The sequence below is a fragment of the Streptomyces sp. RGM 3693 genome (assembly GCF_050471125.1).
Taxonomy (GTDB): Bacteria; Actinomycetota; Actinomycetes; order Streptomycetales; family Streptomycetaceae; genus Streptomyces.
On sequence record NZ_JBMPPQ010000005.1, the window covers coordinates 82,631 to 109,558 of the forward strand.

The window sequence follows — 26,928 nt, forward strand, 5'->3', positions numbered from 1 at the left end:
GTATCCCCTTTCACAACACGGAATTGCCCCGTCCGTTTCGTACGGACGGGGCAATTTCCGGTCACTACCGGCAAAGAGTTGGCGCAAATTCGATCGGCGCGTTCCACACCGGCGCCGGCGGGCGCGTCAGCGTCGGCTACCGAGTCAGCAACCGCCCGCCACTGCCGGAATGATCGAGACGCCCGCACCGTCCGGGGTCGGCGTCTGGAGGCCCTGCTCGAAGCGGACGTCGTCGTCGTTGACGTAGACGTTCACGAAGCGGCGCAGCTTGCCCGCGTCGTCGAGCACCCGGGCCGCGATGCCCTGGTGGTTCTTCTCCAGGTCGGCGATGACCTCGGAGAGGGTCGCGCCCTCGGCGGTCACCTCGGCCTCGCCTCCGGTGTACGTGCGCAGGATGGTGGGGATGCGGACCTTGACGCTCATGGTTCTGCCTTCCAGGGAAGTACGAGTGCGGAATCGGGGCGGGCGACGGACCGGCTCAGCCGGCCAGGCCGGCCGCGCGGAACGCGTCCAGGTTCGGCCGGATGGTGGCGGAGGGCCCGGCGGCGACGGCGTCGAGGGTCTTCAGACCGTCACCGGTGTTCAGCACGACGGTGGTCAGCGACGGGTCCAGGATGCCGTTCTCGATGAGCTTCTTGGTCACACCGACGGTCACGCCGCCCGCGGTCTCCGCGAAGATTCCCTCCGTACGGGCCAGCAGCTTGATCGCGTCCACGATCTGCGGGTCGGTGACGTCCTCGACCGCACCGCCGGTGCGGCGCGCGATGTCGAGCACGTACGGGCCGTCCGCCGGGTTGCCGATCGCCAGCGACTTGGCGATGGTGTTCGGCTTCTGCGGCTTGACGACCTCGTGTCCGGCCTTGAAGGCCACGGACACCGGAGAGCAGCCCTCGGCCTGGGCGCCGAAGATCTTGTACGGCTTGTCCTCGACCAGACCGAGGGCGATCAGCTCCTTCAGCCCCTTGTCGATCTTGGTGAGCTGGGAGCCGGACGCGATCGGGATGACGAGCTGGTCCGGCAGCTGCCAGCCCAGCTGCTCGCAGATCTCGTACGCCAGCGTCTTGGAGCCCTCGCCGTAGTAGGGGCGGAGGTTGACGTTGACGAAGCCCCAGCCCTCGCCCAGCGGGTCGCCGATGAGCTCGGAGCAGAAGCGGTTCACGTCGTCGTAGTTGCCCTCGATGGCGACCAGGTCACCGCCGTAGACCGCGGCCATCACGACCTTGCCGGGCTCCAGGTCGTGCGGGATGAAGACGCAGGACTTCAGGCCCGCGCGGCGCGCCGCGGCGCCGACCGCACCGGCCAGGTTGCCGGTCGAGGAGCAGGACAGGGTGGTGAAGCCGAAGGCGCGGGCGGCCTCGACGGCGATCGCGACGACCCGGTCCTTGAAGGAGTGGGTGGGGTTGCCGGAGTCGTCCTTGACGTACAGGCCGCCGGTGACGCCCAGCTCGGCGGCGAGCCGGTCGGCCTTGACGAGCTTGGTGAAGCCGGGGTTGAGGTTGGGCTTGTCGGCCACGTCGGCGGGGACGGGCAGCAGCGGGGCGTAGCGCCAGATGTTGGCGGGTCCGGCCTCGATCCGCTTCTTCAATTCTGCTGCTTGACCGGGCCCGCCGCCGGGGAGCTCGTAGGCGACTTCCAGCGGGCCGAAACACTCCTGGCACGCGAAGATCGGGCCGAGCGGAAAGCGCTGTCCGCATTCGCGACAGGACAGCGCGACGGCGGGGCCGAGGGAGACAGCGGGAGCGGATTCGGTGACTTGCACAGCCATGGAGGCGAGGCCCTTTCTCCTCATCTTCCTCACGACGCATCTCGCCGTGAGACGGATTTGGCACCTTCCCTAGCCGGGAGCCTCGCGCGCGCACTGTGCTGGCTTGCGGCGGAGACCGGCTGGAGGGTTGCCGGGGCTTCAACGGGCCGTATCCCTCTGCCCCTCTGGATGAGCGGTATGGCGCTGGGTCGAAACCCAGGCGTTTGTTGCGCGGCGACCCCGACATGCGAGGGTCATCCGCGTTGTTCAAGACTGTAACCGAAGGCACTCGCCGTTGAGATAGTCGTCCGGTCCGCGAGATGGATCACATAACGGGCTTCCGTTCGGGGGCCACCGAGGAGAGTCGTAGACGTGCTGGAAGAAGTGGAGCGCTGGCTGGCCGGCCGCTCCTGGTCCGCCGCGGACCGCCCGCTGGAGCGGCTGGTGGAGGCCAAGCGCCAAACGGGTCGGACGGTCAGCGTGGTGCTGCCCGCGCTCGACGAGGAGGCGACGGTCGGTGCGATCGTCGCGGCGATCCGTGCCGACCTCATGACCGAGGAGGTGCCGCTGGTCGACGAGCTGGTGGTGCTGGACTCGGGCTCCACCGACCGTACCGCCGAGGTCGCCGCGGCGGCCGGTGCCCGGGTCGTCCACCGGGACAGTGTGCTGCCCCGGATTCCGGCGCTGCCCGGCAAGGGCGAGGTGCTGTGGCGCTCGCTGCTGGTGACCAGCGGCGACATCATCTGTTTCGTCGACGCCGACCTGTGGGAATTCTCGTCCACCTTCGTCTCGGGGATCGTCGGGCCGCTGCTGACCGACCCGGAGATCCACTTCGTCAAGGCGATGTACGACCGGCCGCTGGAGACCGCGGAGGGCCGGGTGCCCGCGGCCGGCCGGGGCGAGCAGGGCGGCCGGGTCACCGAGCTGGTCGCCCGGCCGCTGCTCAACCTCCACTGGCCGCAGCTGGCCGGGTTCGTGCAGCCGCTCGGCGGGGAGTACGCGGCCCGTCGCGCGCTGCTGGAGCGGCTGCCGTTCCCGGTCGGTTACGGGGTGGAACTGGGCCTGCTGGTGGACGCCCTGCACACGGTCGGCCTGGACGCGCTCGCCCAGGTGGACGTAGGGGTGCGCAAGCATCGCCACCAGGGCGGCCAGGCGCTCGGCCGGATGGCCGCCGCGATCTACCGTACCGCTCAACTCCGGCTGGCCCGCGGGCACTTGGTGCGGCCCCGGCTGACCCAGTTCGACCGTGGGGAGAACGGCTTCGTGCCGCGGACGACGGAGGTGGACACCGAGGAGCGGCCGCCGATGGCCGGAATACCGGAGTACGCGGAACGGCGGGCGGCCTGAGGGGCGATCCGTACGTTTGCGCGGATCCCCTGCGGGTTAATGTCGCGACATGGTCTCCGAGCGCAGTGCGGTGCAGCCAGGTGCCGAGGTCCTCGTCGCGTCCAACCGCGGGCCGGTTTCGTACGCCGTGGGAGCGGGCGGTGAGCTGACCGCCAAACGCGGCGGCGGGGGGCTCGTGTCCGGGCTCTCGGCGATCGGGCCCGAGACGGATGCGGTGTGGGTGTGTGCGGCGCTCGGTGACGGTGACCGGGAGGCGGTGCGGCGGACCGGCGGCCTGCTGGACACCGCGGACACCGGTGGACAGCGCGTCCGGATGTTGGACATCCCGGCGGATGTGCACGCCGCGGCCTACAACGGCGTCGCCAACTCCGTGCTGTGGTTCGTCCACCACATGCTGTACCAGACGCCGCTGGAGCCGGTCTTCGACGCGGATTTCCGGGGCCAGTGGGCGGCCTACGAGGCATACAACGCGGCGTTCGCCAGCGCGCTGGCGGACTCCGCGAGTCCCGGCGCGGCGGTGCTGGTGCAGGACTACCACCTGGCGTTGGTGCCGGGGATGCTGCGCGAGGTGCGGCCGGACGTCCGGATCGCGCACTTCTCGCACACCCCGTGGGCGCCGCCGGAGTACTTCGCGATGCTGCCCGACGACATCCAACAGCAGCTGGTGCTGGGCATCCTCGGCGCCGACCGGGCGAATTTCCTGACCCAGCGGTGGGCCCGGGCGTTCGCGGCGTGTTGCGAGCGGGCGCTGGGGCCGGACTGCACGGCGCACTGGCCGCGGCACGAGACGCCCAGCGTGGTCGCGGTGCCGCCGGACCGGAAGGCGCACCGGACCCGGATCGGGGTCCACGGGCTGGGGGCGGACGCGGAGTTCCTGCGGGAGCGGTCGCGGCGGCCCGACGTGGTGGAGCGGATGGCGGCGCTGCGCGAGCAGATCGGCGGCACCGACCGGAAGACCGTCGTCCGGGTGGACCGGACGGAGCTGTCCAAGAACATCGTGCGCGGGCTGCTGGCCTTCCGGCGGCTGCTGGCCGACCGGCCGGAGTGGCGCGAGCGGGTGGTGCACCTGGCGTTCGCCTACCCCTCGCGGCAGGACCTGGCCGTCTACCGCGACTACACCGCGCAGGTCGGCAAGGTCGCCGAGGAGATCAACGCGGAATACGGGACGGCCACCTGGCGGCCGGTCGTGCTGCACGTCAAGGACGACTTCGCGCGGTCGCTGGCCGCGTACCGGCTCGCTGACGTGGCGCTGGTCAACCCGATCCGGGACGGGATGAACCTCGTCGCGAAGGAAGTGCCGGTGGTCTCCGACGCGGGGTGCGCGCTGGTCCTCTCCCGGGAGGCCGGCGCGTGGGAGGAGCTCGGCGCGGACGCGCTGACGGTCAATCCCTACGACGTCGGGCAGACCGCCGAGGCGTTGCACACCGCGCTGACCATGCCGGCCGAGGAGCGGGCCGCCCGGACCGCCCGGCTGGCCGCGGCGGCGACCGCGCTGCCGCCCGCGCGGTGGTTCCTGGAGCAGCTGCGGGCCCTGCGCGAATGACCGGCCGCGAGCGGTCCCGCTGCTCCTTGAGAGCGTGCGGAAGGGTGCCCCGCCGGTAGATCGTCTGCGGGCGGGGCTAGCGTGGTGGGCCGTGACAGTGACAACGCTTGCTTCGACGACCGTCGCGTCCGGTCTGCCGGAGCTGACCGCCGCGCGCCTCCTCGACAGCTGGCGGCTCGACCCGTACGCGCTGGTCCTGATCCTCGTCCTGGGTGGTCTCTACGCCTGGGGCGTGGTGCGGCTGGCGCGGCGCGGGGAGCGCTGGCCGGTGGCCCGGGCGGTGGCGTTCGCCGGCCTGGGGCTGGGCGCCGTCGTGGTGGCGACGATGTCGGGCCTGGCGGTCTACGACCACGAGCTGTTCTGGCCGGCCGCGGTGCAGAACATCGTGCTGGACCTGATCGCGCCGCTGGGGCTGGCGCTGGGCGACCCGCTAGCGCTGGCGCTCAAGGCGCTGCCGGCGGAGCGGCGGGCGGCCCGTTGGGTGCGCGCGACGGTCTCCGGCCGGCTCGTTCGCTTCCTGACGTTCCCGCTGGTCAGTACGGTGCTGGTGCTTTCCTCGGAGTTGGCGATCTACTTCACGCCGTACTTCCCGACGGCGCTGCGGCACGGTCCGCTGCACGAGCTGATGTATCTGCAACTGCTGGTCGTCGGCAGTCTTTTCGTGCTGCCGATGCTTACCCGGGAGGAGTTGCTGCCGTCGTGGTGCAGCCATCCGGTGCGGGCGCTGCTGGTCCTGTTGGACGGGTTGGTGGACGCGGTGCCCGGGATCGTGGTGATGACCAGCGGGACGCTGATCGCGGGCGGCTGGTACGCGTCCCAGCACCGGCCGTGGGGCCCGAGCCTCCAGCAGGACCAGATGATCGGCGGCGGGCTGATGCTGACCATCGCCGAGCTGGTCGGACTGCCGTTCCTGATCGCGGTGTTCGCGGAGTGGGTGCGGGACGAGCGGCAGAAGACGCGGGCGCTGGACGCCCGGCTGGACCGGGAGATGGCGGTGGCCGCGGCGGCACCGGCACAGTCGTCGGCGTCGGCGTCGATGGCACCGGCTGCGACGACAGCACCGGCGGCGACGACACCTGCGGCGGCGGTTCCGGAGCCGGAGGTGACGCGTCCCTGGTGGGAGACCGACCAGGGCGAGGTCGGCGAGCGGTTCCGACGGGGGCGCTAGGGCCCGTCCGATCCTGATCCACCGGACCGGCCCCGGTCCGGCCCCGGTCCGGCCGTCGCCCTCCCGGCGTCCTCCCGGTGGGCGGGCCGGTGGGCGGGCCGACGGGCTGGCCAGCGGACGGGCCGGCCCCTCGTCCGCCCCTTCGGCGCTCCCCGATGCTCCCCCGCGCTACGGTGTCGTGGCTGCGGCGGGCCGGAGTGGGGTAGTCCTTTTCCATGCCAATCAGCGCACGGTCACATTCCGCACGGTGGGCCGCGGTTGCGGCCGCCACCGTCCTGGCGACCACGGTCGCCGGCTGTTCGTCGGGGAAGGGCGGCGCCGACCCCAAGAGCGGTGCGTCATCGCCCGGTTCGGCGTCCGCCTCCGCGTCCGCGCCGTCCGGCCCGTCCGGGTCGATACCCGTCGGTCCCGGCCCGCAGTCGGCGTACACGGTGCAGCAGCAGCCCGCCCCCGGCTCCTGCCACGTCCACTACACCGCGGACAAACAGCCACTGCCCGACCCCAAGTGCACCCCCGGGGCCACCAACCCCAAGGTCACCCCGCAGACGCTGAAGACCACGATCTGCCAGAGCGGGTACACCAAGGGCATCCGGCCGCCGGTGAGCATCACCGGCCGGGAGAAGACCGCCAACGCCAAGTCGTACGGCTACACCGGCCCGTTGCACGACGCCGAGTACGACCACCTCATCAGCCTCCAGCTGGGCGGCGACCCCAACGACCCGCGCAACCTCTGGGTCGAGCCGCCGTCCCCGGGACACAAGCCGGGCGCCGGGCCCAACAACCCCAAGGACGGCGTGGAGAACAAACTCAAGGCCGCCATCTGCTCCGGCAAGACCGACCTGGCGAAGGCGCAGCAGGCCATCGCGCACGACTGGACGACGGCGCTGTCCTCACTGGGCCTCAAGGAGTAGCCGGGCCGTCTCCGGGCGGGCCGTCCCCGGGCGGGGCCTCCGCGGTTCCGCCCGCGGCGTTCCGCTCCGCCGCCTCCGGTCGGTGCTCGATCCGGTCCGCGAGGGCGTTGAGCAGCGCGACCACGCCCGTCGGGCCGTCGACGACCAGGTCGGCGCGGTCGGCGAGTTCGGTGACCTCGCTGCTGCCGCTGCACACCAGGACGCCGCCGGTCCCGTCGGAGCGCAGCTTCTCGACGGCGGCGAAGGCGGCGAGGTCACCGAGGTCGTCGCCGGCGTAGAGGACGGCGGCGGCCCCGGTCTCCTCGACCCATTCGGCGAGCGCGACGCCCTTGTCCATACCGGGCGGGCGCAGCTCCAGCACCAGCCGGCCCGGTTCGACGATCAGGCCGTGGCGTTCGGCGAGTTCGGTGAGCGGTTCCCGCAGCAGCTCGAAGGCGCGCTGCGGGTCGGCGGCGCGGCGGGTGTGCACGGCGATGGCGCGGCCGCCCTTGCGCTCGATGGCGGTCTCGACCCAGGTGCCGCGCCAGACCCCGGAGCGGTCCAGTACGCCGGGGAGTTCGGCCTGTATGGCGGCGATGCCCGGGTGCGGGGCGGGCGCGTGCAGGGCGCCGGTCGCGGCGTCCCAGCGCTCGGCGCCGTAGTGGCCGAGGACGACGAGGTGGGAAAGGCCCGGCAGGGCGTCGAAGCCGCCGAGGCGGACCGCGACCCCGGCCGGGCGGCCGGTGATCACCGCGAGGGCGCGCAGGTGCGGGGCGAGGCGGGCGAGGGCCGCGCGGGCGCCGGGGTGGGCGCGGGCCTTGGTGGGGTCGGGGACGATGTCGGCGAGTGTGCCGTCGAAGTCGAGGGCGACGACGGCGCGTTCGGGGTGGGCCAGCAGGGCGGCGAGGCCCTCGCGGCCGGCGGGGGTGTCCGGAATCGGGACGGCGGGCGGCGCCGGCACGGGGTCCGGTGCCGGTTCGGGATGTGGCGCGGCGTTCGGGGTGCCCATGACGCCGACCCTACCGGCGGGACACGGGCGCATGCCGGGTGTACGGGCGCATCGGAACGGCGGGGTGGCGCGCGGCACCGTCGTCCGGGGGCGGAGGTCGGGTGACGGGCGGGTGGTCGGGGCGCCGCGGGGCGGCGGGGTGCGGGCCGGGGAGGTGGGGCGCGGGCCCCGGGCGGGCGGGCCGGTTCGGCTCAGCGCCGGGCCCGCCGCGCGTCCCGTACGCGGCGCAGCCGGTTGACGGTTCCCGGGTCGTGCGCGAGCGCGCGGGGGTCGTCGAGCAGGGCGTTGAGGAGTTGGTAGTAGCGGGTCGGGGAGATGCCGAGCTGTTCGCGGATGGCGCGTTCCTTGGCGCCGGGGCCGGACCAGGAGCGGCGTTCGACGGCGAGCACCGCCTCGTCGCGGGCGGAGAGCCCGCGCGGTGTGCCCTCACCGGTGCCGTCCGTCATTCCACTCCGCCGTCCGTCGTCACGTTCCCACGATAAGCCCACTGCGCAGGGCGTTGCCGGGGCGGGCCCGGGGTGGTCCACCGGGCCCGCGGGCGACGCTATTCGCCGGTGTTGTCGGCGGTGTCGGCGGTGTTCTGGATGTCGGTGAGGGTCGCGGAGGGGTTGCCCTGCGGGCCGACCGTGGCGCCCATCCGTGACTTGATGGTCTTGGAGACCAGCGGCCAGGACGTCTTGTCGGACGGATAGAAGTGGGCGTTGGGCAGCTGGGTGAGGAAGCCGTGCAGCTTGCTGAACTTGTCGTCGGCGAGCATCGCCTGGGAGGCGGAGGTGGTGACCGGCAGCAGGTTGTAGTCGGCGGAGAACTTCAGGACGTTCTTCTTGCTGTAGACGAAGTCCAGGAACTTGCCGACCTCGGTGCGGTGGCCGTTCTGCTTGAACGCCATCATCCAGTCGGCGACGCCCATGGTGGCCTTGGCCTTGCCGGTGGTGCCGGGGAGTTCGACGGTGCCGTAGTCGATGCCCTTGGCCTCGGCCTGCTTCATCAGCGTGGGGTGGCCGTTGAGCATGCCGACGTCGCCGTTTGCGAAGTCGGCGAAGGCGTCCTCGCGGTTGAGCTTGGCGGGGTCGGTGCCGGTGAGGCCCTTGCCGACGAGGTCCTTCTGGAGCCACTCGAAGGTCTTGACGTTCTCGGGCGCATTGATGGTGTATTTACCGATGTTGTCGGTGTAGTCGCCGCCCCCGGCGAGCAGCCACTCCAGCGTCTCGGCCTGGGTCTCCTCCGGGCCGAGCGGCAGCGCGAAGGGGATCTTCACGCCGTGTGCCTTGAGCGCCTGGGCGTCGCTGACGATGTCGGCCCAGTTCTGCGGCGGGGCGGTGATGCCCGCCTCGGTGAACAGCTTCTTGTTGTAGAAGAGGCGCCGGGTGCTGGCCCCGAAGGGCATCCCGTACTGCCTCCGCTGGTATTCGCCGGCCGCCGCGAGGGAGGGGGTGAAGTCGGCCTGGACCGGGATGGAGAGCAGGTCGTCGGCGCTGTAGAGCTTGCCGTGGGCGGCGTAGTCGGCGTACGCGCCGATCTGCGCCATGTCGGGGGCCTTGCCGGCGTTGACGAGGTCCTCGACCTTCTTGTCGACGTCGGTCCAGCTGTAGACCTTGACGTCGACCTTGATGCCCGGGTTCTGCTCCTCGAAGGCGTGGACGAGTTCGTCCCAGTAGTGCTGGGAGCTGTTGGCCTTGCTGTCGCCGTAGTCCGCGGCGATCAGCGTGAGGGCGACGCCGTTGCCCCCGGAGCCGCTGCCGCAGCCGGTAAGAGTCAGTGTCATGGTGGCGGCGAGTCCCGCCGCCGCCAGGCTCACGTACCGCCGTCGCACCGCTGATACCGCCCCTTTTATCCCGAAAATTCCGTGCTTGCGGGTATTCCCTCCGCCGTCGTGGGGATCGCCCGCGATCGACGTAGAACAGCGAGTCTCCCCACTGTCCCCCACAAGGTCTACACCACCCCCTATTCACTTTCCGTATCGCCCCGCCTCTTGCGCAGGTCAGGGGCCCTGTGGGATGGCGGCCGAGGGAGGCTACCGACGCGTACGCGCTGCCCGGATCCGGGCAGCGACACCGGTTGACGATCATCACGTGGCGTTCAGCACGGTGAGTGGACTAGACCTTTCTTGGCAGGTCGCGCGACACTGTTCCCCGTGAAACACGTCATCGCCCTTGATGTGGGCGGCACCGGAATGAAGGCCGCCCTCGCCGGAGCGGACGGCACCCTCCTGTACGAGGCGCGGCTCCCCACCGGGCGGGACCGCGGCCCCGAGGCGGTCGTCAAGACGATCCTCGGCTTCGCCACCGAGCTGCGCGACATCGGCCGGGAGCGGTTCGGCAGCACCGCGCTGGCCGCCGGCGTCGCCGTCCCCGGCATCGTCGACGAGGCCACCGGCACCGCCGTCTACGCCGCCAACCTCGGCTGGCGGGACGTTCCCCTGCGGGCCCTGCTCTCCGAACGGCTCGACGGGGTCCCGGTCGCACTCGGCCACGACGTCCGCACCGGCGGGCTGGCCGAGGGCCGGATCGGCGCCGGCCGGGACACCGACCGGTTCCTGTTCGTGCCCCTGGGCACCGGCATCGCCGGCGCCATCGGCATCGGCGGCCGCATCGAGGCCGGCGCCCACGGGAGCGCCGGCGAAATCGGCCACATCGTCGTCCGGCCCGGCGGCCCCGCCTGCGGCTGCGGACAGCGCGGCTGCCTGGAGACGCTGGCCTCGGCCGCCGCGGTGGGCCGCGACTGGGCAGCGGTCTGCGGCGATCCGCAGGCCGGCGCCGCCGACTGCGCCAAGGCCGTGGAGTCCGGCGACCCGCGCGCCCGGGAGGTCTGGCAGGGCGCCGTGGACGCGCTCGCCGACGGCCTGGTCACCGGGCTGACCCTGCTCGACCCGCGGACGCTGATCATCGGCGGCGGGCTCGCGGAGGCCGGCGACACGCTGTTCGCACCGCTGCGGGAGGCGGTCCGCCGGCGCGTTACCTTCCAGCAACTCCCCACGATCGTCCCGGCGGCCCTCGGGGACGCCGCCGGCTGCCTGGGCGCAGGACTGCTCGCCTGGGATCTTCTCTCCACGGAGGTAACCGCCTGATGGCACAGCAACAGTCCGCGGGACGGCCCTCGGACGCCGGGCGCACCATCCTGGCCGGCGCCCGGATCGCCCGGCCCTCCGGCGTGACGGACAACGGCCGGATCACCATCGAGGGCACCTCGATCACCGCGGTCCGCAGCCGGGACAAGGACCGCGGCCGGTCGCCCGACACGGCACAGGACCCGGGCCTCGACGAGGCCACCGCGACCGTCCTCGACCTGAGCGGGCACCTGATCGTCCCCGGCTTCGTCGACCTGCACGTCCACGGCGGGGGCGGCGGCTCCTTCTCGTCCGCCGACCCCGAGGAGTGCCTGACCGTCATCGGCACCCACCGCCGGCACGGCACGACCTCGATGGTGGCCTCCACCGTCACCGGCGACCTGGACGACCTGACCCGGCAGGCCGCCGTCCTGGCCGAGTTGGTGCAGCAGGGCGATCTGGCCGGCATCCACTTCGAGGGCCCGTTCATCTCCCCGCACCGCTGCGGCGCCCACCAGCCCGAGCTGCTGCGCGACCCCGACCCCGCCGAGGTCCGCCGACTGGTCGACGCCGCCCGCGGCACCGCCGCGATGATGACTCTCGCCCCCGAACTGCCCGGCGGCCTGGACTCCGTACGGCTGCTCGCCGACGCCGGGGTGATCGCCGCGATCGGCCACACCGACTCCTCCTACGACGCCACCCGCCAGGCCATCGACGCCGGCGCGACCGTCGCCACCCACCTCTTCAACGCGATGCCGGCGCTCGGCCACCGCGCCCCCGGCCCGGTCGCCGCGCTCCTGGAGGACGAGCGGATCACCGTCGAGCTGATCAACGACGGCACCCACCTGCACCCGGCGATCCTCCAGATGGCGTTCCGCCAGGCGGGCGCCGGACGGGTCGCCTTCATCACCGACGCGATGGGCGCGGCCGGGATGAACGACGGGATGTATCCGCTCGGCCCCATGCGCGTCGAGGTCAAGGACGGCGTCGCCCGGATCAGCGACGGCCCCACCGCCGGCTCCATCGCGGGCTCCACGCTCACCCTGGACCGGGCCTTCAAGCGGGCCGTCACGCTCGACGGCCTCACCGTCGAACAGGCCGTGCAAGCGCTCTCCACCAACCCCGCCCGGCTGCTGGGCATCGCCGACCGGACCGGCTCCCTGGAGCCCGGCAAGGACGCCGACCTGGTGGTACTGGACGCCGGATACGACGTCGTGGGCGTCCTCCGGCAGGGTGCCTGGCTGCTCCGCCCGCCGGGCGTCTGACCGCCCGGACCGGTGCCCGCCCGGCCGCCGCACCGGCGGCCGGGCCCCACAGGGTGGCCGACCCGGGTCTGGGCCTACGGCCGTTCGCGATGGCATGATCGCTCGCGCACTTGTCCGTATGTCACCGCGGAACGCGGTGCCTTCACCCACGGCCGTCCGGCCGGCCTCCTCCTGGAGGGGAGTCCATGATCCTCACGGTCACGCTGAACGCCGCCCTGGACATCACCTACCGCGTCCCCCGGCTCCACCCGCACACCACCCACCGCGTCACCGAGGTCACCGAACGCGCCGGCGGCAAGGGCCTCAACGTCGCCCGCGTACTGGCCGCGCTCGGCCACCGCACGGTCGCCACCGGCTTCGCGGGCGGCGGCACCGGCGAGGCGCTGCGCAACCTGCTCGCCCAGGAGACCCTCGTCACCGACGCTTTGGTCCCGGTCGGCGGCGCCACCCGCCGCACCGTCGCCGTGGTGGACGGGAACACCGGCGACACCACCCAGCTCAACGAGCCCGGCCCGACCGTCTCCCCCACCGAATGGGCCGCCTTCCTCGGCACCTACCGCGAACTGCTGGGCGAGGCACAGGCGGTGGCGCTCTGCGGCAGCCTGCCGCCCGGCGTCCCGGTGGACGTCTACGCCCGGCTCATCCGCGCCGCCCGCACCGCCGGCGTCCCCGTCCTGCTCGACACCAGCGGCGAACCGCTGCGCCGCGGCCTGGCCGCCCGCCCCGATCTCGCCAAGCCCAACGCCGACGAACTGGCCGCCCTCACTGGCAGCACCGAACCGCTGCGCGCCGCCCGCGACGCCCGCCGTCGCGGCGCCCACGCGGTGGTCGCCTCGCTCGGTCCGGACGGGATGCTCGCGGTGACCGCCGACGGCGCCTGGCAGGCCGCCCCGCCCCGCCGGTACGCCGGGAACCCGACCGGGGCCGGCGACTCCGCGGTGGCCGGTCTCTTGTCCGGTCTGGTCGAGGAGTTGCCCTGGCCGGACCGGCTGAGCCGCGCGGTGGCACTCTCCGCCGCGACCGTACGGGCCACCACGGCCGGCGAGTTCGACGCGGCGACCTACGAGGACCTGCTGCCGCGCGTGGTGGTGACGGACCGTCCCACGGCGGCCTGAACGTCCCTCGGGCGGCGCCCCTCAGGCCGGTCGGCTCACGCCCCGCCCCTCAGGCCGGTCGGCTCAGGCCCGCCGGCTCAGGGCTGGGCGAGCCAGACCTGGTCGAGGTTGACCTCGCACTGGTTGCCGTTCTCGCAGGACAGCTTGATGGTGTTGGTGCCCTTGTTGAGCTGGACGTACGACCAGGACTTGGTCCAGCCCTTGTCCCAGGCGCCCTCGGGGGCGCCGGCGAAGTTCTTGAGGCTTATCGGCCGGGTCAGCGCCTGGCCGTTCACGTTGAGCGTGAGGTTGGCGTCCTTGCCGGGCACGCCGTAACCGACCCAGAGCTTGTACTGGCCGGCGGCCTGCACATCGAGCGTCCAAGTGGCCGCCGCGCCCTGGTTGTTCAGGTTGGTGACGTACGAACCGCTGGCGGTCCGGGCGCCGGGGACGTCCTTGGCGGTGGTGGCGCCGCCGTCCAAGCGCAGCGCGCCCGCGTCGTCCTTGGGGAGGTTGACCGCGGTGGGCTTGGTGGACGGCTGGTTGCTGGGCTGGACCGACTCGGCGGCGGTGGGGCCCGGATTGCCGCCGGCGTCGTTCTTCGTGTTGCCGGAGTTGGTCAGCATGGCCGCGCCGATGCCTATGCAGACCACCGCGACCACCGCGACCGCGCCGATCAGCAGGCCGTTGCGGCCCTTCCGGGGCTCCGGGGCGGATATCGGGCGGGTGCGCTCGCCGGCGCCACCGCCCGGCAGCGTCTCGGGGGCCGCGTAGTGCGGGCTCGGGTTCTGCCGGCCGTACGCCTGCTGACCCTGCTGGTTGCCGTACTGCCGCTCGCCGACCGCGCGCACCTGGTTGTAGGAGGTCCGCGGGACGCCTGGCTGCCGCGCGGCACCGACGCCCGACGCGCCCGGACCGCCCTCGCCGCCCTCCGAGCGGTACAGGTGGGCGAAGGGGTCGTCGTTCTCCGGCGTGTCCGCGCCGTTGTTGCCGGCCGTCATTCCGTGTCACTCCCAAGCGGTCTCTACGCGTCTGTGCGCGTCCGTACGCGTTCGCGGGGCTGCGTGCGCATTGCCTTTTCCGGGCCACCCGACGCCGCCGCGCCGCATCGGCGCAGCCTACCCCGTCGGAACCCGGCCACGCCGGTCCCCGACGTTCACAAGATCACTACGGATCGGTGAACGGGCGGTGCCCAGGCAGGACACCGCGGATGTGAGATGCGCGGCACCGGGTCGGGTTCCGGCGCCGCGACCGTTCGGGGCGGCTCAGCCGGCCGCCCGCCGGTTGCTCTTCGACCGTCGCTTCTCGATGTACATCCGCTGGTCGGCCGACTCCAGCACCTCTTCGGCGGTCATCCCGCAGCTCGCCCAGCCGATGCCGAAGCTGGCGCCGACCCGGACGGCCCGACCCTCGACCCGGATCGGCGGGATGATCGCGTTTCGCAGCCGGACCGCGAGGTCCTGGGCGTCGGCCGTGCCGAGCCCGTCGGCGAGCACCACGAACTCGTCACCGCCGAGCCGGGCCACGGTGTCGCCGTCCCGGACGCCGCTGGTCAGCCGGCGGGCGACCTCGATCAGTACCGCGTCGCCGGTGTTGTGCCCGAACCGGTCGTTGATCGACTTGAAGCCGTCCAGGTCGCAGAAGAGCACCGCGAGCCCCTTCGCACCGTCGTCCTCGACCCCGTCGGCGGGCGCCGAGAGGTGGACGTGGTGGTCGAAGGGCAGGGCGCCGGACGGCACCGCCCGCGGCTTCTCCCCCTCGAAGCCGTCGAGCCCGTCGAACGGCTCCGGCCCGTCCCCCGCGAAGCCGTGCGGGGCGCGCGGATCGGTCCCGGCGCCCGAGGAGGCGTAGGCGTCGGCGAGCGCGCTCGGCGGGCGGGAGCACAGCCGGGCCGAGAGCCGGGCCCGCAGCTCGGAGCTGTTGGGCAGGCCGGTCAGCGAGTCGTGGCTGGCCCGGTGCGCGAGCTGGAGCTCGTGCCGCTTGCGCTCCTCGATGTCCTCGACGTGGGTGAGGAGGAAGCGGGGGCCGTCGGTGGTGTCGGCGACCACCGAGTTGCGCAGCGAGACCCACAGGTAGGTGCCGTCCCGGCGCAGCAGCCGGAGTTCGGCCCGGCCGCCCTCGGCGGAGGTGCGCAGCAGCGTGCCGATGTCCTCGGGGTGGCAGATGTCGGAGAACGACAGCCGCCGCATCCCGGAGGCCGGGCGGCCCAGCAGCCGGCACAGCGCGTCGTTGGTGCGCAACAGCCGGCCGTGCTGGTCACCGCCCATCTCGGCGACGGCCATCCCGCTCGGCGCGTACTCGAACGCCTGCCGGAAGCTCTCCTCGCTCGCCCGCAGCGCCTGCTGCTCGCGCTCCAGGCGGACCAGCGCCCGCTGCATGTTGGCCCGCAGTCGGGCGTTGCTGATCGCGATGGCGGACTGGAACGCGTACATCTGGAGCGCTTCCTGGCCCCAGGCGCCGGGGCGCCGGCCGTTGCGCGGCCGGTCCACGGAGAGCACGCCGAGCAGTTCACCGTTGCCGTGGGCGGCGGTGTACATGGGCGCGAAGAGGCGGTCCATCGGGTGCCACTCGTCGGGGAAGCGGGGCGCGGGTCCGGCGGTGTGCCACTGCGGCACGTCGTCGTCGTCCAGCACCCAGCCCTCGGTGTACGGGATGAAGCACAGATCGCCCCAGCGCTCCCCCATGGACAGCCGGCGCTCCCACGAGGCGCGCGAGCCCACCCGCCCGGCCATCAGCGCCTCCGCGCCCGCACTGCCGGCCACCGCGGCGACCACGAGATCGCCGTCCGGCCGTACGAGGTTGACCGCGGCGAGCTCGAAGCCGAGCCCGACGATCGCCCCGTCGGCGACGGACTGCAAGGTGTCCGCAAGGCTGCGTGCGGTGTTCAGTTCGGCGACCACTTGATGCAGCTGCCGCAGGGTCGCAAGACGGACATAGGGCTCCGACTCGGTCTCCATCGCTCGCTCTCCCTGAGACCTCGACAGCAACTCCACCGATTTCTTTGTCGTCCGATTCCACGCTCACTGAATCACAGTGAGCTGTTCACCCGGTACACAGGGTCAACAATTAGCGGCCCATGTGACTCAAGTCACAAACAGTGACGGGTCGTTACGTATCGCCGACCAGGGACTCATCCGCGCGCGCGAACGCCGCCCGGTCACTTCCTGAAAACTTCCTGAACGCAAATTCCAGCCATCTTCGGAGCCAGGTCCGGACCATTGCCGCGCCCCTTGCCGGCCCTCGCCTCCGCCGCGGGACCTAGGACGCGGGTGGTCCCGGGGCCCGATGCACACGGGGACCCGGCGACGTTAGCGTTCATGGCGTGTTCACGAAGACTCCTGCCGCCACCTCGGCCACCGGCTCCACCGCCACCGCCGCGCCCACCGTCACCCTCGCCTCCACGCCGGGCGACGGGCCGATCGCGCATGCTGTGGGGGTGAGTGACGACGAGTTCCGCGCCGCCCTGTCCCGCCTCGCCGCCGGCGTGGTGCTGATCACCGCCCACGATCCGGACGCCGGGCCGCGCGGCGAGGACGCCGGCATGACCGCCACGGCGTTCCTCTCCGTGTCCCTCGACCCACCGTTGGTAATGGTGAGCGTTCGCAACGACTCGCGGATGGACGACCTGCTGGCGCAGCAGCCGCTGTGGGCGGTTTCGGTGCTGTCGGGTCACCAGCGGCACGTAGCGGGGCGATTTGCCATGAAGGGCCGGATCAGCGACCGATTGCTCTTTCAGGACATCCCCTCCGTTCGGGGCGAAGCATCCGGTGCGCCGCTCATCGGGGGCGCGCTGGCGACGCTGGAGTGCCGGACCGAGCAGCGGGTGGTGGCCGGGGATCACACCCTCGTCATCGGCCGCGTCCTGGCCGCGACCGCGTCGGCCGACGACGACGGGCCGCTGACGTACTTCCGGGGGAAGTACCGGCAGCTGGGGTGAACGGGGCCGGGCGCGGCCCGGGGCAGGGGCGGACGCGGCCCGAGGCGGGGGCGGATGTGGGCACGACCCGAGGCGGACGTGGGCACGGCCCGGGCAGGGGCGGCCCTCAGCCCCAATCGCGGCCGGAGCGGCCGCGCTTGGTGTCGCCGCGCTGCTTCTTCTCACGCAGCCGCCGCTCGTTGATGCCGCGCGGGATCCGTGACTTCTTGCGCGGCTTGGGCGGCGGTGCGGTGGCCTCGGCGAGCAGCGCGGCGAGCCGGACGGCCGCGGTCTCGCGGTTGCGCCACTGGGAGCGGTGGTCGGAGGCCCGTACGGTCAGCACGCCGTCGACCAGTCGGTCGGCCAGCCGCTCCAGCGCCCGCTCCTGCCAGACCGGGGGCAGCGCCTTGGTCCGCGCCAGGTCGAAGCGCAACTCGACCTGGCTGTCGCTGGTGTTGACGTGCTGGCCGCCCGGGCCGGAGGAGCGCGAGAACCGCCACATCAGCTCGGCCTCCGGGAGGGCGACCGAACCTCGGATGACATGGGGCCCGGACATGCCCCCCATAATCCCGCTCTCACGGCCGCCCGTCACCTCGGTTTTCCCGGCCGGCACGGCCCTCCGCCTTCAGGAGCGCGGCCCGGGCCGGCCATCAGGATTGGGCAAAGAAAGTAAAGAGGGCTGGAACCACCTGGCCTCCCCGCCACGTTGAGGTGGGTGACGGCGGCTCCGCTCCCGGGCAGGTCCGCCGTGGTATCACCGACACCACTCGCACCAACGGCATCACCGACCTCAGGTCGACGTGACTCCACGAGGAAAGGGACTTCCCATGGCTGTAAGCCTGTCCAAGGGCGGCAACGTCTCGCTCACCAAGGAGGCACCGGGCCTGGCCGCCGTCACGGTCGGCCTCGGCTGGGACGTCCGCACGACCACGGGCACGGACTTCGACCTCGACGCCAGCGCCATCGCGGTCAACCCGACCGGCAAGGTCTACTCCGACCAGCACTTCATCTTCTTCAACAACAAGGCGACGCCGGACCAGTCCATCGTCCACACCGGTGACAACACCACCGGCCAGGGCGAGGGCGACGACGAGTCGATCAACGTCAACCTCGCCGCGCTGCCGGCCGACATCGACAAGATCGTCTTCCCGGTCTCGATCTACGACGCCGAGAACCGCAGCCAGAACTTCGGCCAGGTGCGGAACGCCTTCATCCGCATCGTTAACCAGGCCGGCGGCGCCGAGATCGCGCGCTACGACCTGAGCGAGGACGCCGCCACCGAGACCGCCATGGTCTTCGGCGAGCTGTACCGCAACGGCGCGGAGTGGAAGTTCCGCGCGGTGGGCCAGGGTTACGCGTCCGGCCTGCGCGGCATCGCCCAGGACTTCGGCGTCAACGTCTGAGCCACGACAGCGACGAGGCACCGCCGGACGCACCCGGCAGCGAGGGCCGGCTCCCGAGAGGGGGCCGGCCCTCGGCCTTTGCGCTACGCCGCCGCACTGCCGTGTGCGGCGGCCCCGGGCTCCGCCGCCGGCGGCGCGGCCAGCGAGGCCACCTCGTCCAGCGAGAGCCCGAGCGTCCCGGCGAGCGCGGCGACCGTGAAGAACGCCGGGGTCGGCGCCCGGCCGGTCTCGATCTTCCGCAGCGTCTCCGCGGACAGTCCGGCCGCCGCGGCGACCTCGACCATGCTCCGCTCGCCGCGCGCCACACGCAGCAGCGCGCCCAGCCGCTCACCGCGTTCGCGTTCCCAAGGGGTCAGTGGAGTCCGCACCATGCCCGTGATACTAATACCGGTAAACAAATACCGGTATACAAATACCGGCCCGGCACGACGGAACGCTGCGTTCCGGCGCCGGTGACGAAACACCACACCGCTCGCGCACCGCACACCACAACGCGCCGGGCGGCGGATTGGGGAGGCATACCGATGGTGGAGATCAAGACCGACGCGTCGCTGGACGCGATGCGGGTGGCCGGCCGGGTCGTCGGGGACGCACTGGCCGCGGCCCGCGCCGCGGCCGCCCCCGGGGTGCGCCTGACCGACCTGGACGAGGTGGCCCGCGCGGTGCTGCGCGAGGCCGGCGCCACCTCGCCGTTCCTCGGCTATCGCCCCTCCTACGCCCCCACCCCCTTCCCCGCGGTGATCTGCGCGTCCGTCAACGACGCGATCGTGCACGGCATCCCGGACGGCTATCGGCTGCGCGACGGCGACCTGGTCAGCATCGACTGCGGCGCGGTCGTCGACGGCTGGGCCGGTGACGCGGCCACCAGCTTCACCGTCGGCACGGAACGCCCCGAGGACCGCCGGCTGATGGAGACCACCCAGCGGGCCTTGGAGGCGGGCATCGCGGCCGCCGTGGTCGGCGCCCGGATGGGCGACGTCTCGCACGCCATCGGCAGCGTCGGCCGCGCGGCCGGCTACGGCATCCCCGAGGACTTCGGCGGCCACGGCATCGGCCGGGCGATGCACGAGGAACCGGAGGTCCCCAACGACGGCCGGCCGGGCCGCGGTTTCGTGCTCCGGCCCGGCCTGGTCATCGCCATCGAGCCGATGTTCCTGGCCGGCGGCAGCCACCACTACCTGACCGATCCCGACGGCTGGACGCTGCGCACCGCCGACGGCAGCCGCGCGGCCCACTTCGAACACACCGTCGCGGTGACGGACGAGGGCCCGCGCATCCTCACCCTGCCGTGAGGACATGAGGCGGACCGGGCCGGGCGGGACGCGCGGAGCCGTACATACGGAGCGGGGCGGGGCCGGGCGGGGCGCGCGGAGCCGTACATGCGGAGCGGTGCGCTGCCCGGGGCCCGGGCGCGACGCTCGGAGCGGCACAGGCAGCGAAGCTCGGCGCGGGCAGCGGCACTTGGCGTGGCCCGCGCCGGCAGGCCCCCGTCTCAGATCGCGTCGAGGTCGATCGCCTCGGCCATCGCGCGGTAGCCGGCGTCGTTCGGGTGCAGATGGTCCCCGCCGTCGTACGCGGCAGCCAGTCGCCCGTGGTCGGCGGGGTCGGACAGCACCCGGTCCAGGTCGACCACCCCGTCGAACTCGCCGGAGGTCCGTATCCAGCGGTTGAGCGCCACCCGCTTGGTCTCGCCGCGCTCGGTGTAGTAGCCCGCCCCCTTGAACGGCGTCAGCGTCGCCCCGATCACCTTGACGCCCTTGCGGTGCGCCTGACGGATCAACTCACGCTGGGCGGATATGAGTTGGCGGACCGAGACGTCGGGGGTCGGCTTGTTCGCCCCGCCCGTCGGCACGCTCATTCCGATGTCGTTGATGCCCTCCAGCAGGATCACGGTGCGCACGTTCGGCTCGTGCAGCGCGTCCTTCGGGAAGCGCACCACCGCCTTCTCCCCGAAGTCGGCGGTGCTGTTGGTCAGTTGGTTGCCGCTGATGCCTTCGTTGAGGATGCTGCGTGGCCGCCCCGCGGCGGCGAACCGCTCGGCCAGGGCGTCCGGGTAGCGGTGGTTGGCGTCGATCGTGGAGCCGTACCCGTCGGTTATGGAGTCCCCGAAGGTGACGATGCCGTCCCGTCGGGCGGCCGCGCCGCCGGCGACCTCGACGCCCGAGAGGTAGTACCAGGACTGCGTGGTCTCGGCGAACGCCGCCGCCCCGGCATCGGCCCGGTGATCACCGGCCGCGCGATAGCTGGTGGCGGTGGCCTTCGCGTGGAAGGTGGTCGGGCCGGTCGGCGCGTCGAAGTACAGCGTCACGGTGACCGATTCCAGGGCCCGCACCGTCAGTCCCGCCCCGTCGCTGAGCAGCTCGCCGCCGGCCGGTACGGTCGCCGACTTCCGCTTCCCGAAGGTCAGTTGGCGCACCGAACCGGCCTGTACCGCGGCGCCCCGGTCGGTCCGCGCGACGGTGGCCCCGGCGACCGTCAGTGGCGCCGTGCCGTAGCGGTTCGACAGCTTGATCCGGAGTTGTGAGCCGCCCGTGCTGACCTTGACGACCTGCCGGACGGTCTGCCGCGCGAACCCGCGGACGGACCAGTTCTTCCCGAACACCTCGGTCGGCTGCTGCGGTGCGGCGGCCCAGCCACCGCGCCAGTGCCCGCCGCCCTGCACGGTCGCCGCGTGCCCCGCGCCGCCCGCCCGACCCACCGCGTACGCAGCGGCCGGCGCGCCCGGGCCGTCCGGCAGCACCGGCGCCGCCGCCCCGGTCGCCAGCGCCATCAACGTGGCCGCCGACACCAGCGCGACCCCTGAACGTCTCACCAAGGAACCAGACACGATCATTACCCCACCCTCTGACTGTCTGCCGTTGTGTGACTCCCGTGCACCGCCCGCCGCCCGGGCCCGACCGTCCGGACCCTCCGCCGCGCCGGTGCGACTTCGCGCGTGACACCATCAAGAGGTGATCGACCTCGGCTATTCCCTCTCCCGTCGCTTCCCGGACCCTCCGCAGACCGACTACCGGACCGCGGATGTGCACACCCTGCGCCACGACCTCTTCTGCGGCGACGTCTACCTCGCGGACACCGAGTCCGACCGCGAGGTGTCCACGGCCTGGGGCTGGGTGCCGGTGCTCGACTTCGCCTGGGCGCTGTGCGACATCGTCGAGCAGCTCGACACCGACCCCCGGGGCAGCCGCGCCGCCCGCCCCGTCCACGCCGAGCTGGACTTCACCGAATCCACCGACCGGATGCTCTTCGAGCGGCGCTTCGGCTGGGTCGACGTCGCCGCCGACTGGATGCCGGTCGAGGAAGCCCCCCTCACCTTCAACCACGCCGCGCTGCGCCGCGAGGCCCGCGACTTCCTGCACGACCTGATCGCCGACCTCGCCGATATGCACGACGGCCTCGCCGACAACCCCGCCGTCTGGGCACTCCAGGCCCGCTTCCCCCGCATCTGAATCATCCCCCGCCCTCCCCTGCCTCACTCCACCCGCACGCCCACCTGGGCCGCGAACGCCGGTGCCAGATCCATCAGTTGGGCCGTACGGATCACCGCACCGCCCAGGCAGTCGATGCCCCGCGCGATGTCCAGCCCGGCCGCACCGCGCAGATCGACGTCCTTCATCCGTACCGCCGAGAAGTCCACCCGCGCCAGGGTGCAGTCGTCGAACGACACCCGCTCCAGCTCCGCACCCCCGAAGTCCGCCTCGACCAGCACGCACCCCTCGAAGGCGACGTCCCGCAGCTTGGCCCGGCGCAGATTGGCGAAGTCGATCTTCCCGCCACGCACCACCACCCGCTCCAGCACCGCCCCGTGGAGCTGGAGCCCGCCGAGCCGGCCATCCACCACCTCCACGTCGCGCAACGACGCCTGCGACAGATCCGTACCCACCCCGCGCGCCCCGCTCAACACGCTGTCGATGATGCGCGCCCGGCTCAGCACCGTCTCGTCCAGCGCGCACCGGCGCAGCGCACAGTCCATGAACCGGGCGCCCCGCGCCGACTGCCCCGCGCAGTCCACCTCGGTGAACTCCAGCCCGTCGTAGTCCCCTTCGGGCTCCAGCTCCCCGCCGTCGTACGCCTGAAGCTCCGGCAGCCGCACCTCCGGGCGCCGCACCGCCCGCACCGTGTCCTTGCCGCGCCCTGCCATGCGCTCACCGCCCATGCGCTCACCGCCTCCGTCCGTCCGGGCCCCGGGCCCGGTCCCTTGTCCTGCCGCGGACCGGCCCGGCCCCCGCACCCGGCGGACCGCTCCACGCCCACACCCCATGCTGACCCACCCCACTGACAATCCCCGTTGACCTGCGAAAACCCTCGTTCCCGCGCTGCCATGTCACCTCTCCGGCACCGTCGCCCGTCCCCTCGGTGAACGCCCGCCGACACCGCCTACACAGCCCGCGCCACCGCCTCCCCGCGGGCCACGACCACCACCCCGCCCCCTGCGCCCGCCAGCGAAATCTTGACCTCAACTCGACTTGAGGTACCAGAGTGGCGGCAGTTGACCATCCCCACCGGCAGGGGCGGTCGCCCGTCACCGGCGCCCCCTGCCGACCCTCCCCAGAGGAGACCACTCCGCCATGCGCGCAATACGGCTGCACACCTTCGGTCCCGCGGAAAACCTCGTCCACGAGACGGTCGACGACCCCACACCGGGGCCGGGCGAGGTCCGTATCGCCGTGGCCGCGGCGGGCGTCCACCTCCTGGACACCGCCCTCCGCGCGGGCCAGGAGGGCGGCCCCGTACCGCTGCCCGACCTGCCCACCGTGCCGGGCCGCGAGGTCGCCGGCACCGTGGACGCCATCGGCCCGGGCACCGACCCCAGTTGGCTCGGCCGGCCCGTCGTCGCCCACCTCGGCATGGTCCCGGGCGGCTACGCCGAACTGGCCGTCACCACCACCGACCGACTGCACGCCGTCCCCGACGGCCTGGACCCGGCCCAGGCCGTCGCCATGATCGGCACCGGCCGCACCACCATGGGCATCCTGCTCTTCGCCGCCCTCACCGCCGACGACATCGCGATCGTCCCGGCGGCCGCCGGCGGCATCGGCTCACTGCTCGTCCAGTACGCCAGGAACACCGGCGCCACGGTCATCGGTCTGGCCGGCGGCCCGCACAAGGTGGCCCACGTCCGCGAGCTGGGTGCCGACCTCGCCCTCGACTACACCGACGCCAACTGGCCGGTCCTCGCCCGCAGTTTCCTCGACGAGCGCGGCGCCTCCGGGGCCACCCTCGTCTTCGACTCGGTCGGCGGCGCCCCGGGCCGTGCGGCCGTGGACCTCCTCGCCCACGGCGGCCGCCACCTGGTCTTCGGCTGGTCCTCCGGCGGCCCGCTCACCGGCGGCCCGCTGGAGTTCACGGACGCCGAACTCGCGGAGCGCGGCATCACCTCGGAATCCGTCCTCGGCCCCCCGATGCTGGCCCGGGTCGGCGGCATCAACCCGCTCCGCACCCTAGAGATCGCCGCCCTCACCGAAGCCGCCGCCGGCCACCTCGTCCCCACCGTCCAGCGCTTCCCCCTCTCCGAGGCCGCGACCGCCCACCGCGCCCTGGAATCCCGCGGCACGATGGGCAAGGTCGTCCTGGTGCCGTAGGGGCGGCCCGGTGGTTCACGGCCGGGGTCCACGGTGCCCGGCACGGCACCTCCCGGCCGCGCCTGCCCGGCCGTCCGGGGCGACGGCCCACGCCATCCGCCCCAGGTCACCCCCGCCCGGGACCAAAGTCACCCGCACCTACGCCACCACCGCCAACTCCCGCCCCGTCGCGTTCAGCCGCCGCCCGCCGGACTCCGTACAGACCACGATGTCCTCGATCCGCACCCCGAACCGCCCCGGCAGATAGATCCCCGGCTCGATCGAGAAGCACATCCCCGGCACCAGCGGCAGATGCTCGCCCTCCACCATGTACGGCGGCTCGTGCGTGGTGACCCCGATGCCGTGTCCGGTCCGGTGGATGAAGTACTCGCCGTAGCCCGCCGCCTTGATCACCCGCCGAGCCACCCGGTCGATCTCCTGGCACGCGACGCCGGGCCGCACCGCCTCGAACGCCGCCTGCTGGGCCTCCCGCACGATCTCGTGCACCGTCCGCTCCTCGGCACCCGGCTCCCCGACGTGCACGGTCCGCGTGGTGTCCGACCCGTACCCGTCCTTCAACCCACCGAAGTCGAGCACGACCATGTCGCCGTCCTGGATGACCCGCTCCCCCGCCTCATGGTGCGGATTGGCGCCGTTGGGACCGGACCCGACGACCGTGAAGTCCACCTGGCTGTGCCCGTGCTCGGTCAGCAGCCGCGCCAGATCCGCCGCCACGTCACACTCCCGCCGCCCGGCGAACCGCGCCCCCAGGATGTCCTGGTACGTCGCGTCCGCGGCCGCCCCCGCCGCCGCCAGCCGCTCCACCTCGTAGGCGTCCTTGACGGCCCGCAGCATCGGCAGCGCCTCGGTCAGCGCCGCGTAGCCACCCCCCGGGACCGACCGCTGCAACCCGAGCAGATGCAGCGCCCACATCCCGTCCGACACCCCGTAACGCCGCTGTGGCGCCAGCCACTTGCCCAGCTCGGCGTAGGGATCCGACCCGTCGGACCACCCCACAACCTCCAGCGCCCCGGCCCCCGCGGCGCGCTCCGCGTCCGGCCGCTCCAGTACGGGCACCAGCAGCCGCGCCGCTCGCCCCGGCTCGATCACCAGCGCCGTCAGCCGCTCGGTGACGGCCGTCGGCTGGTACCCGCACAGCCACACCAGATCCGGCCCCGGCGTGACGACCAGCCCGGCCAACCCGGCGTCCACGGCGGCCCGCCCGGCCCGCGCCATCCGCCGCTCGTACTCGTCCCGCGTCATCGAAGTCACCATGTCGCGAATGTACGCCGCCACCCCCTCACCCCACCCGCCAAATCCCGCCCCCCACAGGCCCGTACCCGGCCCGAGCCGGCCGATCTGCCCCAAGCGCCTCAAGCGCCCGAAGCGCCCGAAGCGCCCGAAGCCACCTAAGAAACCGGATCAGCCGAATCCGCCAGATCAGTCAGATCAACCAGATCAGCCAGATCAACCGGATCGATCGGAGCGAGCACGCCCAACCGCTCCTCGATCCGCTGTGCCGCGTCCAGGCACAGGTCCTCGCGGTACATCCCCGCCATGACCTGAACGCCCTGCGGCAGCCCGGCCGTGACCCCGGTGGGGACGGCCACGGCCGGCACGCCCACGTAGGTCGACGCGGTCAGCAGCCGCATCGGCGCCATCATCGCGTCGTGCTCCTCCACGGTCCTCGGCACCACGGGCGCCGGCGTCGGCTGCGTGAACACCGGCCCGAGCACCAGCGGACAGCGCTCGAAGAGGCCGGCCCACGCCCGCTGAACGCCGAGCCGCACACCGGCCTGTCGGACGTACCCCGCCAGGTCGACGGCCGGGTGGCGTTGCGTGTCGAGCTCGATGTGGCGGGCGCTGTCGTCGGTGAGCAGCCGCCTGAGCATGGGCCAGGCCAGGGAGAACTCGGTCCGTAGGAGCGCGCCGTAGCCGTCCAGAGCGTCCTGGAGCCGCGGCACCTCCACCTCCTCGACGGGGTGCCCGGCGTCCTGAAGTGCGGCGGCCGCCGCCTCGATCGCCGCGCGCACGTGCGGGTGGACGTCGCCCCGGCCGCCGGGGTCGGTCACCACGCCGACCCGCACCGGCGTGTCCGGCCGCGGCCCGTACAACGGCACCGGCACCGCCCGCGGGTCCTGCGGGTCGGCCCCCGCCAACACCTCGTAGGCCGCGCGCAGGTCCGCCACCCTACGGGCCAACGGTCCGTCCACGGGGAAGAGTTGATGCCCGAGGACGGGGTCCTGGTCGCTCATCCGGTGGTCGGCCGGGAACCGCCCGTAGCTCGGCTTCAGCGCCGCGACGCCGTTGAAGGTCGCCGGATTGCGCACCGACCCGCCGGAGTCGTTGCCCAGGCCCAGCGGCGCCATACCGGTCGCCACCGCGACCGCGTCGCCGCCGCTGGTGCCCCCGGGGGTACGCCGCGGGTCCCACGGGTTGACGGTGTCCCCGAACAGCTGGCTGACCGTGTGCACCCCGGCGATCGCCAGGTCCGGCATGTTGGTGCGGCCGATCGGGATCGCCCCGGCCGCCCGCAGCCGCCGCACCGGGGGCGCGTCCGCCTCCGCCACCCAGTCACGGAAGTACGGCACACCGTGGGTGGTCGCCGATCTGGCGACGTGGATGTTCTCCTTCACCGTGAACGGCACCCCGGCCAACGGGCCCAGCCGCTCACCGGCGGCCCGGCGCCGGTCGACCTCCCGCGCGGCCTGCCGAGCGCTGTCTTCCAGCAGCCTGGTCACCGCGTTCACCTGCGGGTTCACCACGGCGATCCGCTCCAGCTGCGCCGCCACGACCTCCGCCGCCGACACCTCGCCGGACGCCACCAGCCCCGCCAGCTCCGACGCCCCCAACGCCCACAACGCCCCCACTTCACCGGCCCCCATCGACCCTCCCGCCATCCCGATCACGTCGATCACGTCGATCGCTCCGATCGCCCTGAT

General features: G+C 72.8%; 25 protein-coding genes and 1 riboswitch. Of the genes, 12 read left to right on the forward strand and 13 right to left on the reverse strand.

Going from position 1 to position 26,928, the window contains the following annotated elements:
* Positions 1-144: 144 nt before the first annotated feature.
* A complete protein-coding gene (locus ACO0M4_RS39785) occupies positions 145-423 on the reverse strand; it encodes a MoaD/ThiS family protein (protein ID WP_385861534.1) in 279 nt (92 codons plus the stop codon).
* 55 nt (positions 424-478) lie between these two features.
* Complete coding sequence (thrC, locus tag ACO0M4_RS39790) at positions 479-1,765, reverse strand: threonine synthase (protein ID WP_430376159.1); 1,287 nt, start codon at positions 1,763-1,765, stop codon at positions 479-481.
* 17 nt (positions 1,766-1,782) lie between these two features.
* Positions 1,783-1,940: riboswitch (SAM riboswitch) on the reverse strand.
* A 176-nt stretch (positions 1,941-2,116) separates the two neighbouring features.
* Here thrC and ACO0M4_RS39795 point away from each other — a divergent pair.
* The 4 genes from ACO0M4_RS39795 to ACO0M4_RS39810 all read left to right on the forward strand — a co-directional run bounded on the left by ACO0M4_RS39795 (position 2,117) and on the right by ACO0M4_RS39810 (position 6,713).
* The gene (locus tag ACO0M4_RS39795; protein WP_430376160.1) at positions 2,117-3,091 is read left to right on the forward strand and encodes a glucosyl-3-phosphoglycerate synthase; all 975 of its coding nucleotides are present in this window, start codon (positions 2,117-2,119) and stop codon (positions 3,089-3,091) included.
* A 49-nt stretch (positions 3,092-3,140) separates the two neighbouring features.
* Positions 3,141-4,634 (forward strand): alpha,alpha-trehalose-phosphate synthase (UDP-forming), encoded by a 1,494-nt coding sequence (locus tag ACO0M4_RS39800; RefSeq protein WP_430376161.1) that lies wholly within the window; start codon positions 3,141-3,143, stop codon positions 4,632-4,634.
* 91 nt (positions 4,635-4,725) lie between these two features.
* Entirely contained in the window at positions 4,726-5,802 is a 1,077-nt protein-coding gene (locus ACO0M4_RS39805; protein WP_430376162.1) for a cytochrome c oxidase assembly protein, read from the forward strand.
* 215 nt (positions 5,803-6,017) lie between these two features.
* Positions 6,018-6,713 (forward strand): hypothetical protein, encoded by a 696-nt coding sequence (locus tag ACO0M4_RS39810; protein ID WP_430376163.1) that lies wholly within the window; start codon positions 6,018-6,020, stop codon positions 6,711-6,713.
* Here ACO0M4_RS39810 and otsB read toward each other — a convergent pair.
* The 3 genes from otsB to ACO0M4_RS39825 form a co-directional block, all read right to left on the reverse strand.
* Positions 6,703-7,701 (reverse strand): trehalose-phosphatase, encoded by a 999-nt coding sequence (otsB, locus tag ACO0M4_RS39815; protein ID WP_430376164.1) that lies wholly within the window; start codon positions 7,699-7,701, stop codon positions 6,703-6,705. The two genes, ACO0M4_RS39810 and otsB, sit on opposite strands and share 11 nt — an antisense overlap.
* A 191-nt stretch (positions 7,702-7,892) precedes the next feature.
* Complete coding sequence (locus ACO0M4_RS39820) at positions 7,893-8,147, reverse strand: DUF3263 domain-containing protein (RefSeq protein WP_430376165.1); 255 nt, start codon at positions 8,145-8,147, stop codon at positions 7,893-7,895.
* 98 nt (positions 8,148-8,245) lie between these two features.
* The gene (locus tag ACO0M4_RS39825) at positions 8,246-9,466 is read right to left on the reverse strand and encodes an extracellular solute-binding protein (protein ID WP_430376166.1); all 1,221 of its coding nucleotides are present in this window, start codon (positions 9,464-9,466) and stop codon (positions 8,246-8,248) included.
* Between the two features lie 369 nt (positions 9,467-9,835).
* Between ACO0M4_RS39825 and ACO0M4_RS39830 the strand changes: the two genes are divergently transcribed.
* The 3 genes from ACO0M4_RS39830 to ACO0M4_RS39840 all read left to right on the forward strand — a co-directional run bounded on the left by ACO0M4_RS39830 (position 9,836) and on the right by ACO0M4_RS39840 (position 13,127).
* Positions 9,836-10,768: an ROK family protein gene (locus ACO0M4_RS39830; RefSeq protein WP_430376167.1), complete on the forward strand. Its 933-nt coding sequence runs from the start codon at positions 9,836-9,838 to the stop codon at positions 10,766-10,768.
* The gene (nagA, locus tag ACO0M4_RS39835; RefSeq protein ID WP_430376168.1) at positions 10,768-12,012 is read left to right on the forward strand and encodes an N-acetylglucosamine-6-phosphate deacetylase; all 1,245 of its coding nucleotides are present in this window, start codon (positions 10,768-10,770) and stop codon (positions 12,010-12,012) included. The genes ACO0M4_RS39830 and nagA overlap by 1 nt, the downstream gene beginning before the upstream one ends.
* 185 nt (positions 12,013-12,197) lie before the next feature.
* The gene (locus ACO0M4_RS39840; protein WP_430376169.1) at positions 12,198-13,127 is read left to right on the forward strand and encodes a 1-phosphofructokinase family hexose kinase; all 930 of its coding nucleotides are present in this window, start codon (positions 12,198-12,200) and stop codon (positions 13,125-13,127) included.
* A 77-nt stretch (positions 13,128-13,204) separates the two neighbouring features.
* Here the strand turns inward: ACO0M4_RS39840 and ACO0M4_RS39845 are convergent, their stop codons facing one another.
* Positions 13,205-14,107, reverse strand: a complete 903-nt coding sequence (locus ACO0M4_RS39845) for a CBM35 domain-containing protein (protein WP_430376170.1) — start codon at positions 14,105-14,107, stop codon at positions 13,205-13,207.
* A 264-nt stretch (positions 14,108-14,371) separates the two neighbouring features.
* Positions 14,372-16,063: a diguanylate cyclase CdgB gene (cdgB, locus tag ACO0M4_RS39850; protein ID WP_430376171.1), complete on the reverse strand. Its 1,692-nt coding sequence runs from the start codon at positions 16,061-16,063 to the stop codon at positions 14,372-14,374.
* 365 nt (positions 16,064-16,428) lie between these two features.
* On the opposite strand from cdgB, the gene ACO0M4_RS39855 reads away from it, so the two are divergent.
* Positions 16,429-17,043, forward strand: a complete 615-nt coding sequence (locus ACO0M4_RS39855; RefSeq protein WP_430376172.1) for a flavin reductase family protein — start codon at positions 16,429-16,431, stop codon at positions 17,041-17,043.
* Between the two features lie 106 nt (positions 17,044-17,149).
* Here ACO0M4_RS39855 and arfB read toward each other — a convergent pair whose 3' ends face one another.
* Complete coding sequence (gene arfB, locus ACO0M4_RS39860; RefSeq protein WP_430376173.1) at positions 17,150-17,578, reverse strand: alternative ribosome rescue aminoacyl-tRNA hydrolase ArfB; 429 nt, start codon at positions 17,576-17,578, stop codon at positions 17,150-17,152.
* A 271-nt stretch (positions 17,579-17,849) separates the two neighbouring features.
* Between arfB and ACO0M4_RS39865 the strand changes: the two genes are divergently transcribed.
* Positions 17,850-18,425: a TerD family protein gene (locus ACO0M4_RS39865; RefSeq protein WP_390019612.1), complete on the forward strand. Its 576-nt coding sequence runs from the start codon at positions 17,850-17,852 to the stop codon at positions 18,423-18,425.
* Between the two features lie 83 nt (positions 18,426-18,508).
* Here the strand turns inward: ACO0M4_RS39865 and ACO0M4_RS39870 are convergent, their stop codons facing one another.
* On the reverse strand, positions 18,509-18,796 hold the full coding sequence (locus tag ACO0M4_RS39870) for a helix-turn-helix domain-containing protein (RefSeq protein ID WP_430376174.1): 288 nt from the start codon (positions 18,794-18,796) through the stop codon (positions 18,509-18,511).
* A 153-nt stretch (positions 18,797-18,949) separates the two neighbouring features.
* Here ACO0M4_RS39870 and map point away from each other — a divergent pair, with 153 nt between their 5' ends.
* Positions 18,950-19,717 (forward strand): type I methionyl aminopeptidase, encoded by a 768-nt coding sequence (gene map, locus ACO0M4_RS39875; protein WP_430376175.1) that lies wholly within the window; start codon positions 18,950-18,952, stop codon positions 19,715-19,717.
* A gap of 200 nt (positions 19,718-19,917) precedes the next feature.
* Here map and ACO0M4_RS39880 read toward each other — a convergent pair whose 3' ends face one another.
* Positions 19,918-21,258: an SGNH/GDSL hydrolase family protein gene (locus ACO0M4_RS39880; protein ID WP_430376176.1), complete on the reverse strand. Its 1,341-nt coding sequence runs from the start codon at positions 21,256-21,258 to the stop codon at positions 19,918-19,920.
* Between the two features lie 118 nt (positions 21,259-21,376).
* Here ACO0M4_RS39880 and ACO0M4_RS39885 point away from each other — a divergent pair, with 118 nt between their 5' ends.
* Positions 21,377-21,874: a hypothetical protein gene (locus tag ACO0M4_RS39885; RefSeq protein ID WP_430376177.1), complete on the forward strand. Its 498-nt coding sequence runs from the start codon at positions 21,377-21,379 to the stop codon at positions 21,872-21,874.
* Positions 21,875-21,897: 23 nt separating this feature from the next.
* On the opposite strand, the gene ACO0M4_RS39890 is transcribed toward ACO0M4_RS39885, so the two are convergent.
* On the reverse strand, positions 21,898-22,581 hold the full coding sequence (locus tag ACO0M4_RS39890; RefSeq protein WP_430376178.1) for a pentapeptide repeat-containing protein: 684 nt from the start codon (positions 22,579-22,581) through the stop codon (positions 21,898-21,900).
* A 412-nt stretch (positions 22,582-22,993) separates the two neighbouring features.
* On the opposite strand from ACO0M4_RS39890, the gene ACO0M4_RS39895 reads away from it, so the two are divergent.
* The gene (locus ACO0M4_RS39895; RefSeq protein ID WP_430376179.1) at positions 22,994-24,007 is read left to right on the forward strand and encodes a zinc-binding dehydrogenase; all 1,014 of its coding nucleotides are present in this window, start codon (positions 22,994-22,996) and stop codon (positions 24,005-24,007) included.
* Between the two features lie 138 nt (positions 24,008-24,145).
* Here the strand turns inward: ACO0M4_RS39895 and ACO0M4_RS39900 are convergent, their stop codons facing one another.
* A complete protein-coding gene (locus ACO0M4_RS39900; RefSeq protein ID WP_430376374.1) occupies positions 24,146-25,249 on the reverse strand; it encodes an aminopeptidase P family protein in 1,104 nt (367 codons plus the stop codon).
* 146 nt (positions 25,250-25,395) lie between these two features.
* A complete protein-coding gene (locus ACO0M4_RS39905; RefSeq protein ID WP_430376375.1) occupies positions 25,396-26,871 on the reverse strand; it encodes an amidase in 1,476 nt (491 codons plus the stop codon).
* Positions 26,872-26,928: the final 57 nt, after the last annotated feature.